Consider the following 12,886-nt stretch of genomic DNA (forward strand, 5'->3'; position numbering starts at 1 on the left):
CCCTCTTCGTGAGCCCCGACCGCAACACGGGGGCGGGCTGGCGGGGGAGAATGGAGGTATGCGCGCGCTGACGTACGACTCCTTCCGTGGGCCGATGGTGGTCTCCCAGGTGCCCGAGCCGAGCGCGCCGCCGGGTGGGGTCGTGGTGGCCGTCGAGGCGACGGGGCTGTGCCGGAGCGACTGGCACGGTTGGATGGGCCACGACGCCGACATCGTCGGCTTCCCGCACGTCCCCGGGCACGAGTTCGCGGGGCGGATCGCCGAACTGGGCGACGGGGTGACCGGCTTCGCGGTCGGCGACCGGGTGACGGCCCCGTTCGTGCAGGCCTGCGGGGCGTGTCCGACGTGTGCGGAGGGTAACGGCCAGGTCTGTCCGCACCAGCGCCAGCCGGGCTTCACCGATCGCGGTTCGTTCGCCGAGAAGGTCGTCGTGCGCGCCGCTGCCACCAACCTGGTGCGCCTGCCGGACGCCGTGGGCATGCGCGAGGCGGCCGCGCTGGGGTGCCGCGTCGCGACCGCGTTCCGCGGGGTCGTCCACCGCGGCCGGATCCGCAAGGACGAGTGGCTGGCGGTGTTCGGCTGCGGCGGCGTCGGGTTGGCCGCCGTCATGATCGGGGTCGCCGCCGGTGCCCGCGTCATCGCCGTGGACGTCTCTCGAGCCTCTCTGTCCCGCGCGCGGGCGTTGGGCGCCGAGCAGGTCCGCCTGCTCGAGGACGCCGGCCGGATCCAGGCCCTCACCGACGGCGGTGTCCACGTCAGCGTCGACGCGGTCGGCACTCCGGACGCCGTCGCCGCGGCCCTGGCCTCCCTGCGGCCCCGCGGCCGGCACGTCCAGATCGGTCTCCTGGCCGACCCCGCCCCGCCCGTCCCCCTGGGGGTCGTCATCAGCCACGAGCTCGATGTGCTCGGCAGCCACGGCATGGCGGCGTCCGACTACGCCGAACTGCTCGGCTGGGTGGGGCACGGCCGGCTCGACCTCGGCGCCCTGCTGGCGCCGCGCGCGTCCCTGTCGCTGGACGAGGCGGGCGCAGCCTTGGCGGGTATGGGGGAGGCGGCGTCCGACGGGGTGCTCGTCATCGACCCCCGGAACTGACCGCCTGGCGCTGCCGCATGGTCCAGCTCAGTGCTGTCACCGAGTCGTTCGCCCACCGCGGCCTGGCCCAGGCGCTGCCGGTCGTGACGCAATCCACCACCTCCCGGGTGCTCGTTTCCAACGACGCGGTCCGCGTCGTCCAGTTCACGTTCGACACCCCTCAGCTGCTCACCGAGGTCTGACCGGGGGTCCGGTGTAGCGTCGTGCGGGTGACGGATCTGTTCGGCAACCCCGATCCGGTGGCGCCCGAGGCGCCCCACCGGACCGGCGGGTCCTTGTCCGGCGCCGCGCACGACCACCTGCCGCTCGCGGTCCGGTTGCGCCCGCGCACCCTCGACGAGATCGTGGGGCAGCAGCATCTCCTCGCGCCGGGGTCGCCGCTGCGGCGGCTCGCCGACGGCCAGCCCATGAGCGTCTTCCTGTGGGGTCCGCCGGGCGTCGGCAAGACGACCATCGCGTCGGTCGTCTCGCGCGCCACCAACCGGCGCTTCGTCGAACTGTCCGGCGTCACCGCGGGCGTCAAGGAGGTGCGCGCCGAACTCGAGGTCGCACGCCGCGAGCTCGCGCGCGGCCGCGGCACCGTGCTGTTCGTCGACGAGGTGCACCGCTTCAACAAGGCCCAGCAGGACGTCCGGCTGCCGGCCGTCGAGAACCGCCTCGTCACCCTCATCGCCGCCACCACCGAGAACCCGTCGTTCTCCGTCATCAGCCCGCTGCTCAGCCGCTCGCTCCTCCTCACGTTGCAGCCCCTGACGGACGCCGACATCTCCGGTCTGCTCGACCGGGCGCTCACCGACGAGCGCGGCCTCCGCACCCCGGACGGGCGGCCCTACACGCTGGACCCCGACGCGCGCACCACGCTCGTCCGGCTGGCCGGAGGGGACGCGCGCCGCAGCCTGACCTACCTCGAGGAGGCCGCAGCGGCGGCGTCCGCCCTGGGAAAGGACACCGTCGACGCCGCGGCGGTGGAGTCGGCCGTCGACAGGGCCGCGCTGCGCTACGACCGCGACGGAGACCAGCACTACGACGTGATCAGCGCGTTCATCAAGTCGATCCGGGGCTCCGATGTGGACGCCGGCCTGCACTACCTCGCCCGGATGCTCGCCGGCGGCGAGGACCCGCGGTTCATCGCGCGCCGGCTCATCATCTTGGCCAGCGAGGACATCGGCATGGCAGCGCCGTCGGTACTGCAGACGTGCGTGGCGGCCGCGCAGGCCGTGCAGCTCATCGGCATGCCGGAGGGGCGGCTCAACCTCGCCCAAGCGGTCATCGCCTGCGCGACGGCGCCGAAGTCGAACGCGGTGATCAGGGCCATCGACGCCGCGCAGGCCGACGTGGTGTCCGGCAAGGGCGGGCCGGTGCCGCTCCACCTGCGCGACGCCCACTACTCAGGGGCCACCCAGCACGGCCACGGTGAGGGCTACCGTTATGCGCACTCCTACCCGCACGGGGTCGCCGAGCAGGCCTACCTGCCCGACGATCTGGCCGACGCCCGCTACTACGAGCCCACCGACCACGGCAACGAGGCGCTCATCGCCGATCGGCTGGCCACGATCCGCGGGTTGCTCGGCCGCGACGACTCCTGAGTCAGGTGGACTAGGCTGCCGGGCATGACTGTCGGAGAGATCGCGGGCCTGATCGCCGCGATCGCGTTCGTGTTCCTCGTGGGCATGTGCGCGATCCCGCTGTTCAAGCTCGGCAAGGTGCTCGACGAGCTGTCGACGGCCGTCCGTGACGTGGGGGCGAACACGACCCCGATCCTGACCGAACTCAAGGACACGGTGAGCGTCACCAACGCCGAGATCGCGAAGATCGGCGACGTGACGGCCGAGGTCGAGAAGGTCACCGCCGACGTGGCCAAGGTGAGCGCGCACGCCTCGACGGTCGTCGAGAACACCGCGACGCTCAGCAAGGTCGTCACTGCCGCGGTCGGACGCCCCCTCGTCGGCGTCGCCTCGTCGGCCCATGCGCTGCGCACGGCGATCTCCGCGAAGAGGGAGCGCGACAAGTGAGGATGATCGGCCGCGGGTTCTGGTTCCTGGCCGGGGCGGCGGCGTCCACGTTCGTCATGGTCAAGGGCCGCGAGTATTATCGCCGGTTGACTCCCGAGGGCATGGCCGAGCAGATCGAACGCCGCGTCGACGAGACGACCACCAGGACCAAGGTCTGGATCGCCGACTTCGCCGACACCTACTCCCGTGCCCGGGCAGCCAAACACAGCGAACTGATGGGTCTGTTGACCAACACCGAAAGAGGACAGCTCGAATGAAGACCGCGGAGATCCGGCGCCGCTTCCTGGACTACTTCGTCCGCCAGGAGCACCTGCTCATCCCGTCGGCATCGCTCGTGCACCACGACCCGACGCTGCTGTTCGTGAACGCCGGCATGGTGCCGTTCAAGCCCTACTTCGTGGGCGACGAGCCGGCCCCGGCGCCGCGTGCGGTGTCCTGCCAGAAGTGCGTCCGAACCCTCGACATCGAGGACGTCGGCAAGACCACGCGTCACGGCACCTTCTTCCAGATGCTCGGCAACTTCTCCTTCGGCGACTATTTCAAGGAGGGCGCGATCCGGTTCGCCTGGGAACTGGTGACGGGTTCGCAGGACGAGGGGTGCTTCGGCTTCGACCCCGACAAGGTCTGGGTCACCGTGCTCGGCCCCGGTTTCCATCCTGACTACCCCGAAGGAGACGTCGAGGCGCGCCGCCTGTGGCGGGCCGTCGGCATCCCTGACGAACGGATCCAGGGCCGCAGCCTGAAGGACAACTACTGGAACATGGGCGTCCCCGGCCCGGGCGGCCCCTGCTCGGAGATCTACATCGACCGGGGCCCCGAGTTCGGCGTGGACGGCGGTCCGGTGGCCGACGAGGACCGCTTCCTCGAGATCTGGAACCTCGTGTTCCAGACCGAGGATCTCTCGGCCGTGCGCGCCAAAGACGACTTCGACATCGCCAACCCGCTGCCCAGCCAGAACATCGACACCGGTGCCGGCCTGGAGCGCATCGCCTACCTGCTGCAGGGCAAGGCGAACATGTACGAGATCGACGAGATCTACCCGGTCATCGAGAAAGCTGCCGAGCTGGCCGGCCTGCGTTACGGCGACGATCCGGACGCCGACGTGCGCCTCCGCGTCGTCGGGGATCACGTGCGCAGCGCGCTGATGCTCATGACCGACGGTGTGACGCCCGGCAACGAGGCGCGCGGCTACGTGCTGCGGCGCCTGCTGCGCCGCAGCATCCGGGCCATGCGGCTCCTGGGGGTGCACGACCGCGTCCTGCCGGCCCTGCTGCCGGTGAGCAAGGAGCTCATGGCGGAGAGCTACCCCGAGGTCACCACGCAGTGGGAGCGCACCTCGGCGTCGGCCTACGCGGAGGAGGACACCTTCCGGCGCACGCTGGCCGCGGGCACGCAGATCTTCGACGCTGCCGTCGCGGACGCGAAGGCGGCGAGCCGCACGACCTTGGCCGGCGAGAAGGCCTTCCAGCTCCACGACACGTACGGCTTCCCGATCGACCTCACCCTGGAGATGGCGGCCGAGGCCGGGCTCGCGGTGGACGCGGACGAGTTCCGCCGCCTCATGGGCGAGCAGAAGGCTCGGGCCAAGGCCGACGCGCGGGCCAAGAAGGGTGGCGCGGCGAACACCGAGGCCTACCGCGCACTGCGGGCGGCGGGGGAGACCCCGTTCCTCGGCTACACCGAGCTGAGCGTGTCTTCGGTGGTGCGCGGCTTGGTGAAGGACGGCGCGCTCGTCCAGGTGGCCCGCCCCGGCGACACGGTCGAGGTCGTCCTCGCCGAGACACCGTTCTACGCGGAGGCGGGCGGCCAGGACGCGGACACGGGCACCCTGACGGCGCCCGGGGTCGCGCTCGATGTGGTGGACGTGCAACGCCCGGTGCCCGGGCTCGTCGTGCACACGGCGCTGGTCACCGAGGGCGAGTTGGCGGCCGGTCACGAGGTGTTCGCCGCGGTGGACGGGGCGGCCCGCTTCGCGGCCTGTCAGGCGCACACGGCGACGCACATCGTCAACGCCGCCCTCCGGCAGCTGCTCGGCCAGGGCACGCACCAGGCAGGCTCGTACAACAAGCCCGGCTACCTGCGCTTCGACTTCAACGCGGCCAAGGGGTTGTCTGCCGGTGCGCGCAGCGAGCTGGAGGGCATCGTCAACACGGCGATCAGGGACGACTTCGAGGTGACCGACCGTGAGTTGCCGCTGGCGGAGGCCAAGGCGCTCGGCGCGCAGGCGATGTTCGGCGAGAAGTATGGCGAGGTCGTCCGCATGGTCGAGCTGGCGGGTGCGTGGTCGCGCGAACTGTGCGGCGGCACCCACGTGGGGCGCACGGCCCAGATCGGTCTCGTCAACCTCGTCGGCGAGGGTTCGGTGGGTTCGGGCATCCGGCGCGTCGAGGCCCTGGTCAGCGAGGACGCCTTCGCGGCCTTCGCGGCCGAACGCGCTCTGGTCGCCACCCTGTCCGACACGCTGAAGACCCAGCCCGATCAGCTGGCCGAACGCGTGGACAAGCTGCTGGCGCAGCTCAAGGCGGCGGAGAAGACGATCGCCGACCTGCGCGCCAAGGAACTGCTGTCCGGTGTCGCCGAGCTGGCGGCGTCCGCCTCGGACGCCGGGCCGTACAAGCTGGTCGCCGAGGAGCTGCGCGGCGTGGCGGGCGGCGACCTGCGCACGCTCGGGCTGGAACTGCGCGACCGGCTGGGGGCCCAGCCGGCCGTCATCGCCCTCGTCGGCGGCGACGCCAAGCCGGTCGTCACGGTCGTCACGACGCCGGCCGCGCGCGCCCTCGGCGCGAAGGCGGGAGCCCTCGTGGGGGTCGCGGCGGCTGAGCTCGGCGGTCGTGGCGGCGGCAAGGACGACATCGCCTCCGGCGGTGGCACGGACGCCGCCGGTGCGGCCCGTGCGCTGGCGGCCGTGCGCGCCACCCTGGCGGGCACATGACGGACGCCTTCGGCGTCCGGTTGGCCCTCGACTGGGGCGCCGCGCGCATCGGGGTCGCCGCGTGCGACGCCGGCGGCACGCTGGCCTACCCGGTCGAGACGTTGAACGCGCGCGACGAGCCCGCCGTGCTGGCCCGGCTGCGTGCGCTGGTGGCCGAGTACCAGCCGACCGGGTTCGTCCTCGGGCTGCCACGGCACCTGAAGGGTACGGAGGGTCAGAACGCCGCGCTCGCCCGTGACCGGGCACGCTGGCTGGCCGAGCAGTTCCCAGAGCTCGACGTGCGCCTGATCGACGAGCGGCTCAGCACCGTGTCGGCGGCCCGGGACCTGCGGGCCGCGGGCCGGACGGCGCGCCAGCAGCGCGCTGTCATCGATCAAGCGGCCGCCGTGGCAATCTTGAACACAGCCCTGGACGCCGAACGGGCGTCGGGACGACGGGCTGGCGAGTCGATCGACGGAAGGACCGACGCATGACGCAGGGACGCCGCTACACCGAGCCGGGGAAGCTGCGCGACCCCGAGACCGGGGAGTGGAACCGCAAGGAGGTCCTCCACTACGCCCGCGGCTGGGCGGCGGTCGCCGTGGCGCTCGCCGTCATCTTCGGAGGCGTGTGGTACGGCGGCAGCAAGGCGTGGGATGCCTGGCAGGCCTTCCGCACCCAGGACGACTACGTGGGTCCCGGACTGGAGGACGTCGAGGTCAAGATCCCGCGCGGTTCCACCATGCGCGGGATCGGCGACCTCCTCGTGCAGGCGGACGTGATCAAGAGCACCGACACGTTCGTCGGCGTGGCACAGGCCCGCCCGGACGACGCCGCGCAGGTCCAGGCCGGCACGTACAAGATGCGCACCCAGATCTCGGCGCAGGATGCGTTCGCCCGCCTGATCGACGCGAGCTACCTGGTGCGCAACATGATCCAGTTCCGGGAGGGGCAGCGCCTCAGCGAGCAGGTGGCCCTCATGAGCGAGATCACCGGCATCCCGGCCGACCAGTTCAACGACGTGCTCACCAACCGCGCCGGCGAACTGGGCCTGCCCGACTGGGCGCAGGGCCGGCCCGAGGGCTTCCTATTCCCCGACACCTATGAGCTGCCCGACGAGCCGGACGCCCTGGCCGTCATTCGTCTCGCGACGACGCACTTCTCGACCGTCGCGACCGACCTCGATTTCGTGACGAAGGCGGAGGCGTCCCCGGCGGGCGACGCCTACGCCGCGCTCATCATGGCGAGCATCGTCGAACGCGAGTCGAGCATCCAGGACGACCGTTACAAGGTGGCCCGGGTGTTCTACAACCGCCTCGCCTCGACCGATCCGACGATGCGCAAACTGCAGTCGGACGCCACGGTCGCCTACGCCAACGGCATCACCGGCCGGGTGTGGACGAACGACCAGGAGCGGGAGATCGACAACCCGTACAACACCTACAAGCACGAGGGCCTCCCGCCCGGGCCGATCACGTCGCCCTCGAGGGCGGCGATGGAGGCCGCCCTGAACCCGGCCGAGGGGCCGTGGATGTACTTCGTGCCCGTCAACCTCAACACGGGCGAGACCGAGTTCAACGTGACCTACGAGGAGCACCAGGCCTCGCTGAACAAGTTGCTCGCCTGGTGCGCCGACTCCTCCCAGGACACCGAGAACAAGTGCTGAGGGGCGTCCGCCGGCACCGGCGGCGTCCTGGCTGTTCCTGAATCAGTGCGAAACTGGGCCACATGCTGCGTTACCTCACTGCCGGCGAGTCCCACGGCCGCGCGCTCGTCGCGACCATCGAGGGCATCCCGGCCCACGTTCGCGTGACCACCGACGACATAGCCGGGGCGCTCGCGCGTCGCCGGCTGGGCGTCGGCCGTGGCGCGCGCATGAAGTTCGAGGCGGATGAGGTGACGCTGCTGGCCGGCGTCCGGCACGGGGAGACGCTCGGGTCGCCGGTCGCGATCATGATCGGCAACACCGAGTGGCCCAAGTGGGAGACGGTCATGGCGTCCGATCCGGTGGACGCCGACCTGTTGGCCGCACAGGCGCGCAACGCCGCCCTCACCCGGCCGCGGCCGGGCCACGCCGATCTGGCAGGCATGCAGAAGTACGACTGGGACGAGGCGCGGCCGATCCTCGAGCGGGCGTCGGCCCGCGAAACCGCCGCCCGCGTGGCGCTGGGCCGGGTGGCGTCGGAGTTCCTGGAGCAGGCCTATGGCATCACGATCGTGAGCCACGTGGTGGAGATCGGGCCGGTCGCCTCGACGGGGGAGCACCTGCCCACGTTCGCCGACCGCGACGTCATCGACGCCGATCCCGTGCGCTGCTTCGACGCCGCCAGTTCGGCCCGCATGCTGGCCGAGATCGAGGCCGCCAAAGCCGAGGGCGACACCATCGGCGGCGTCGTGGAGGTGGTCGCTCACGGCGTCCCTGCAGGGATCGGATCGCATGCGCAGGGCGACCGGCGTCTGGACGCCCGCCTCGCCGGCGCGCTCATGGGCATCCAGGCCATCAAGGGTGTCGAGGTGGGCGACGGCTTCGCGCTGGCGCGCACGCGGGGCAGCTCGGCCCACGACGAGATGGCCGCCACCGACGGCCACATCCGCCGGCTCTCGCATCGCTCCGGCGGCACCGAGGGCGGCATGAGCACGGGCGAGGTGCTGCGCGTCCGGGCGGCGATGAAGCCCATCGCGACGGTGCCGCGTGCCCTGCGCACCGTCGACGTGGCGACCGGTGCAGCCGCGCAGGCGCACCACCAGCGCTCCGACGTGTGCGCGGTGCCGGCGGCTGGGGTGGTCGCCGAGGCGATGGTGGCGCTCGTGCTGGCCGAGCTGTGCCTGGAGAAGTTCGGTGGCGACTCGCTGGCCGAGACCAAGCGCAACCATGCGGCCTATCTCGACCGCCTGGCCGAGCGGGGTCTCGCGTGACGTCGCTGCCCGCAACGATCGCGGTGATCGGGGCGCCGGGGTCGGGCAAGAGCACGGTCGGGGCCCTGTTGGCCCTGCGACTCGGACTCGATCTGGTCGATGTGGATGCGGCCATCGAGGCACGCGAGCGGCGGCTCATCCGCGAGATCTTCGCGACCGACGGCGAGCCCGCCTTCCGGGCCATCGAGAAGGAGGTGACGCTCGAGGCGCTCGCCGTCCCGGGCGTGGTCAGCCTGGGTGGGGGAGCCCCCCTCACCCCGGAGATCGCGGCGGCGCTCGAGCCGGTGACGGTCGTCTGGCTCCAGGTGGACGCCCGCCATGCGCTGCAGCGCATCGGTGTCGACGAGGCGCGGCCGCTGCTCGCCGGCACCGGTTTCCGTGGCCGGCTGATCAAGCTCCTGAACGAGCGCACCCCGGTCTACCGTCGCCTCGCCACGCACGTGGTGGACACCTCGGGGCGCGAACCGGATGCGATCGTGGACGCCATCGTCGCCGCGCTGGAGGTGGCCGCATGAGCGTCGTCGGAGTGACCGCCGAGCGTCCCTACGAGGTCACCATCGGGCGCGGTGTCGCGTTCGGCCTGGCCAGTGCGGTCGACGGTTGCGCGCGGGTCGCGATCGTGCACCCGCGCGTGTTGCGCAAGCAGGCCGCGGCGCTGGGCGCCAGCCTGGACGCCGACGTCACCCTCCTGGAGGTGCCGGGCGGCGAGAAGGCCAAGCGCACCAAGGTGCTGGACGCTGCCTGGCGCACGCTCGCTGAGGAGGGCTTCACGCGGAGCGACGCGGTGGTCGGCCTCGGTGGCGGTGCCACGACGGACCTCGCCGGCTTCGTGGCGGGCACGTGGCTGCGCGGCGTCACCTACGTGTCGGTGCCGACGACCCTGCTGGCCATGGTCGACGCCGCCGTCGGCGGCAAGACCGGCATCAACCTGCCCCAGGGCAAGAACCTCGTGGGCGCCTTCTGGGAGCCCGCTGCCGTCTACTGCGACCTCGACTTCCTGACCACGCTGCCTCTCGACGACCTGCGCGGCGGTCTCGCCGAGATGATCAAGCACGGTTTCATCGCCGACGAACGCACTCTCGAGCTGTTCGAGGCGGACCCCGCCGCCCTGCTCGACCCGGCGAGCGACGCCCTCGCCGAGGCCGTCGAACGATCCATCGTCGTGAAGGCCGGGGTCGTCAGCGGAGACCTGCGCGAGGCGACGAGCGTCGGCAGCCGCGTCGGCCGCGAACTGCTCAACTACGGCCACACCCTCGCCCACGCCATCGAACGCCGCGAGAAGTACACGTGGCGCCACGGCTATGCCGTGAGCGTCGGCGTCCGGTACGCGGCGCTGCTCAGCCGCAATCTGGGGCACGCCGACGCCGCGTTCGTCGAGCGGCACACGGCGATCCTCGGCTCGGTCGGCCTGCCGCTCACCTACGAGCCGGGCGCGTTCGGCGAGCTGCGGGCGTCCATGAACCTGGACAAGAAGACGCGCGGCTCCGCGCTCCGCTTCGTCCTGCTGGACGCCGTCGCTGCGCCCTTCGTCGAGGTCGGGCCCGACGAGGGCGTCCTCGAGGCGACCTATGCGGAGTTGGCGGGCTGATGTACACCCCGAAGCATTTCGAGCTGGACGACGCGCACGTGCGCGCGCTGCTGGCAACCGCGGAGACCGCGCAACTCGTCACCGCTCACGCCGCCGGACCGGTCGCGACCCTGCTGCCTCTGACCTACCGCCCCGACGCCGGCGGGGAGCATGGGTCGCTCATCTTTCACGTGACCCGCGTGAACCCCGTCTGGCGCGACGTGGGCCTGGGCGAGGCGCTGGCCATCCTGTCCGGCCCGGACGGCTACATCCACGCCGACTGGTACGCCTCGAACGCGGAGTCCCCCGGCGTCCCCACGTGGAACTACGTCACCGTGCACGCCTACGGCCGCCTGGTGGTCCACGAGGACCCCGGGTGGCTGCGCGAGGCGGTCTGGGAGATGTCGGACCGCTTCGGCTACGACTCCCGGCAGGTCGACGAGGTGACGACCGAGCGGATGCTGCGGGCCATCGTCGGGCTCGAGTTGCCGATCACCCGGCTCGAGGCGAAGGCGAAGCTCAACCAGAACCGGACGCCGGCCGACATCGCGGGCGCCATCCGCGGCCTGCGGTCGGTCGGCCAGGACGACCTCGCGGACGCGATGGACGCGATCAGCGTGCCGCACGCGGCGGCGCGGGCGGCGCTGATCGCCGACGTCCGTGGCCGCCATCTGGGTGAGGTTCCGCCCCGAACCGTGCTGGAGTAGTCGGCTACCCTTCGGCCATGACGACGGCCTACCACGCGGATTCCACGGACCTGCCCGAGAAGGAGGTGCTGACATGGGAGCGGTTCGGCAGCGCCTGCCGTGAGCTCGCGCAGCAGGTCGCCGATTCGGGCTTCTGCCCCGAGGTCATCATCGCCGTCGCGCGCGGCGGGCTGCTGCCCGGCGGGGCGCTCTCGTACGCCCTGGGCGTCAAGTTGTCCGACGCGATCAACGTCGAGTTCTACACCGACGTGCACGAGACCCTGCCGGATCCGGTCCTGCTGGCGCCGATGCTCGACACCGAGAACATCCGGGGCCGCCGCCTGCTCGTCGTGGACGACGTGGTCGATTCGGGGCGTACGCTCGAACTGGTGCTCGACCTGCTGCGCGAGGTGGGCGCGGAGGCGCGCAGCGCGGTGCTCTACGCCAAGCCGACGACGATCATGGAGCCGGACTACGTGTGGAAGAGCACCGATCTGTGGATCGCCTTCCCCTGGAGCGCGGAACCCCCGGTCACCGCGTCGGTGTAGGGGGTCTCCCGGCGGGCGAACCGGGCGATTCGTGCGACCGGTGAGGGCGCCGGTAGCATGGTCGGTCGAAACCGGCGAGAAATGCGAAAGGGACGCCGCATGGCCACGATCTCCACCAACGACCTGAAGAACGGCACCGTCCTCGACCTGGACGGGCAACTGTGGCAGGTCATCTGGTTCCAGCACCACAAGCCCGGAAAGGGGAACACGGTGGTGCGGAGCAAGCTGAAGCACGTGCTGTCCGGCAAGGTCGTCGACCGCACGTTCAACTCCGACACGAAGGTCGAGAGCGCCAGCGTCGACCGTCGCGAGATGCAGTACCTGTACCACGATGGCCACGCGTTCGTGTTCATGGACACCGACACGTACGACCAGGTCCAGATCTCGGACGAGACCGTCGGCGACGCCAAGGACTACATGCTCGAGAACCAGATGGCGACGGTCGCGCTCCACGAGGGCAACCCGCTCTACATCGACCTGCCGGCGTCCGTCGAACTCGAGATCACCTACACCGAACCGGGGCTCCAGGGCGACCGCAGCTCGGCGGGCACCAAGCCGGCGACCCTCGAGACCGGCAAGCAGATCCAGGTGCCGCTGTTCATCGAGCAGGGGACCCGCGTGAAGGTCGACACCCGCGACGGCAGCTACCTCGGCCGGGTCAACGGGTGACCGACTCGCGCGCCAACTCCACCCGCACGAAAGCCCGGCGCCGCGCGATCGACATCCTCTACGAGGCCGAGGCGCGCGGCGTCGATCCGCGTGACATCCTCGCCGACCGCATCGCGCTCGGCGAACCGCCCGTGCGGCCCTTCACGATCGCGCTCGTCACTGCGGTCGCCGAAGACATCGATGCCGTGGACGCCGCCCTCCGGGACGCCCTCGGCGAGCGGTGGTCGCTCGAGCGCATGCCGGCCGTGGACCGGGCCATCGCCCGGCTGGCGATCCATGAACTGCGCGCCGGCGACGTGCCCGTGCCGGTGACCGTGAGTGTGGCCGTCGATCTTGCCGGCGAACTCTCCACCGAGAAGTCGCCCGGCTTCCTCAACGCACTGCTCGACCGGGCGGCCCACGCCGGCGGCGTCCGGACCCAAGCGGGCGACCAGCCCGCGGAAGAGTCCGTCCCCGACTGACCGCATACGGAAGGATCAGCCCC

At 71.4% G+C, this 12,886-nt stretch carries 15 protein-coding genes; all 15 read left to right on the plus strand.

The window, feature by feature from the left end:
- Positions 1-58 precede the first annotated feature (58 nt).
- The 15 genes from Q1K57_RS06635 (at position 59) to nusB (ending at position 12,863) form a co-directional block, all read left to right on the plus strand.
- Complete coding sequence (locus tag Q1K57_RS06635) at positions 59-1,093, plus strand: alcohol dehydrogenase catalytic domain-containing protein (protein ID WP_300080180.1); 1,035 nt, start codon at positions 59-61, stop codon at positions 1,091-1,093.
- A 17-nt stretch (positions 1,094-1,110) separates the two neighbouring features.
- Positions 1,111-1,275 carry a hypothetical protein gene (locus tag Q1K57_RS06640; RefSeq protein ID WP_300080182.1) on the plus strand — a complete coding sequence of 55 codons (165 nt, stop codon included), beginning with the start codon at positions 1,111-1,113 and terminating at the stop codon, positions 1,273-1,275.
- Positions 1,276-1,368: 93 nt separating this feature from the next.
- On the plus strand, positions 1,369-2,679 hold the full coding sequence (locus Q1K57_RS06645) for a replication-associated recombination protein A (RefSeq protein ID WP_300080255.1): 1,311 nt from the start codon (positions 1,369-1,371) through the stop codon (positions 2,677-2,679).
- Between the two features lie 24 nt (positions 2,680-2,703).
- Positions 2,704-3,105, plus strand: coding sequence for a DUF948 domain-containing protein (locus Q1K57_RS06650; protein WP_300080184.1), 402 nt, complete (start codon positions 2,704-2,706; stop codon positions 3,103-3,105).
- Positions 3,106-3,107: 2 nt separating this feature from the next.
- Positions 3,108-3,362, plus strand: coding sequence for a DUF6167 family protein (locus Q1K57_RS06655; protein ID WP_300080186.1), 255 nt, complete (start codon positions 3,108-3,110; stop codon positions 3,360-3,362).
- Positions 3,359-6,037 carry an alanine--tRNA ligase gene (alaS, locus tag Q1K57_RS06660; protein WP_300080188.1) on the plus strand — a complete coding sequence of 893 codons (2,679 nt, stop codon included), beginning with the start codon at positions 3,359-3,361 and terminating at the stop codon, positions 6,035-6,037. The genes Q1K57_RS06655 and alaS overlap by 4 nt, the downstream gene beginning before the upstream one ends.
- Entirely contained in the window at positions 6,034-6,510 is a 477-nt protein-coding gene (gene ruvX, locus Q1K57_RS06665) for a Holliday junction resolvase RuvX (protein ID WP_300080190.1), read from the plus strand. Before alaS ends, ruvX begins: the two co-directional genes overlap by 4 nt.
- Positions 6,507-7,682 (plus strand): endolytic transglycosylase MltG, encoded by a 1,176-nt coding sequence (gene mltG, locus Q1K57_RS06670; RefSeq protein ID WP_300080192.1) that lies wholly within the window; start codon positions 6,507-6,509, stop codon positions 7,680-7,682. The genes ruvX and mltG overlap by 4 nt, the downstream gene beginning before the upstream one ends.
- 62 nt (positions 7,683-7,744) lie before the next feature.
- Positions 7,745-8,932, plus strand: coding sequence for a chorismate synthase (gene aroC, locus Q1K57_RS06675; RefSeq protein ID WP_300080194.1), 1,188 nt, complete (start codon positions 7,745-7,747; stop codon positions 8,930-8,932).
- Entirely contained in the window at positions 8,929-9,447 is a 519-nt protein-coding gene (locus tag Q1K57_RS06680; protein ID WP_300080196.1) for a shikimate kinase, read from the plus strand. The genes aroC and Q1K57_RS06680 overlap by 4 nt, the downstream gene beginning before the upstream one ends.
- Positions 9,444-10,520 (plus strand): 3-dehydroquinate synthase, encoded by a 1,077-nt coding sequence (gene aroB / locus Q1K57_RS06685; RefSeq protein WP_300080198.1) that lies wholly within the window; start codon positions 9,444-9,446, stop codon positions 10,518-10,520. The genes Q1K57_RS06680 and aroB overlap by 4 nt, the downstream gene beginning before the upstream one ends.
- The gene (locus Q1K57_RS06690; protein ID WP_300080200.1) at positions 10,520-11,206 is read left to right on the plus strand and encodes an FMN-binding negative transcriptional regulator; all 687 of its coding nucleotides are present in this window, start codon (positions 10,520-10,522) and stop codon (positions 11,204-11,206) included. The genes aroB and Q1K57_RS06690 overlap by 1 nt, the downstream gene beginning before the upstream one ends.
- A 17-nt stretch (positions 11,207-11,223) precedes the next feature.
- Entirely contained in the window at positions 11,224-11,733 is a 510-nt protein-coding gene (locus Q1K57_RS06695) for a phosphoribosyltransferase (RefSeq protein ID WP_300080202.1), read from the plus strand.
- A gap of 99 nt (positions 11,734-11,832) precedes the next feature.
- Positions 11,833-12,402 (plus strand): elongation factor P, encoded by a 570-nt coding sequence (gene efp / locus Q1K57_RS06700; RefSeq protein WP_300080204.1) that lies wholly within the window; start codon positions 11,833-11,835, stop codon positions 12,400-12,402.
- On the plus strand, positions 12,399-12,863 hold the full coding sequence (nusB, locus tag Q1K57_RS06705; protein WP_300080206.1) for a transcription antitermination factor NusB: 465 nt from the start codon (positions 12,399-12,401) through the stop codon (positions 12,861-12,863). Before efp ends, nusB begins: the two co-directional genes overlap by 4 nt.
- The last annotated feature ends 23 nt before the right edge of the window (positions 12,864-12,886 follow it).

It is taken from the genome of Propioniciclava sp. (assembly GCF_029977985.1).
Taxonomy (GTDB): domain Bacteria; phylum Actinomycetota; class Actinomycetes; order Propionibacteriales; family Propionibacteriaceae; genus Propioniciclava.

Bases quoted from the DNA above. Each gene is read 5' to 3' on its own strand.
- Q1K57_RS06635 (WP_300080180.1), top strand. From the start codon at position 59: ATGCGCGCGCTGACGTACGACTCCTTCCGTGGGCCGATGGTGGTCTCC.
- Q1K57_RS06640 (WP_300080182.1), top strand. From the start codon at position 1,111: ATGGTCCAGCTCAGTGCTGTCACCGAGTCGTTCGCCCACCGCGGCCTG.
- Q1K57_RS06650 (WP_300080184.1), top strand. From the start codon at position 2,704: ATGACTGTCGGAGAGATCGCGGGCCTGATCGCCGCGATCGCGTTCGTG.
- Q1K57_RS06655 (WP_300080186.1), top strand. From the start codon at position 3,108: ATGATCGGCCGCGGGTTCTGGTTCCTGGCCGGGGCGGCGGCGTCCACG.
- alaS (WP_300080188.1), top strand. From the start codon at position 3,359: ATGAAGACCGCGGAGATCCGGCGCCGCTTCCTGGACTACTTCGTCCGC.
- ruvX (WP_300080190.1), top strand. From the start codon at position 6,034: ATGACGGACGCCTTCGGCGTCCGGTTGGCCCTCGACTGGGGCGCCGCG.
- mltG (WP_300080192.1), top strand. From the start codon at position 6,507: ATGACGCAGGGACGCCGCTACACCGAGCCGGGGAAGCTGCGCGACCCC.
- aroC (WP_300080194.1), top strand. From the start codon at position 7,745: ATGCTGCGTTACCTCACTGCCGGCGAGTCCCACGGCCGCGCGCTCGTC.
- aroB (WP_300080198.1), top strand. From the start codon at position 9,444: ATGAGCGTCGTCGGAGTGACCGCCGAGCGTCCCTACGAGGTCACCATC.
- Q1K57_RS06690 (WP_300080200.1), top strand. From the start codon at position 10,520: ATGTACACCCCGAAGCATTTCGAGCTGGACGACGCGCACGTGCGCGCG.
- Q1K57_RS06695 (WP_300080202.1), top strand. From the start codon at position 11,224: ATGACGACGGCCTACCACGCGGATTCCACGGACCTGCCCGAGAAGGAG.
- efp (WP_300080204.1), top strand. From the start codon at position 11,833: ATGGCCACGATCTCCACCAACGACCTGAAGAACGGCACCGTCCTCGAC.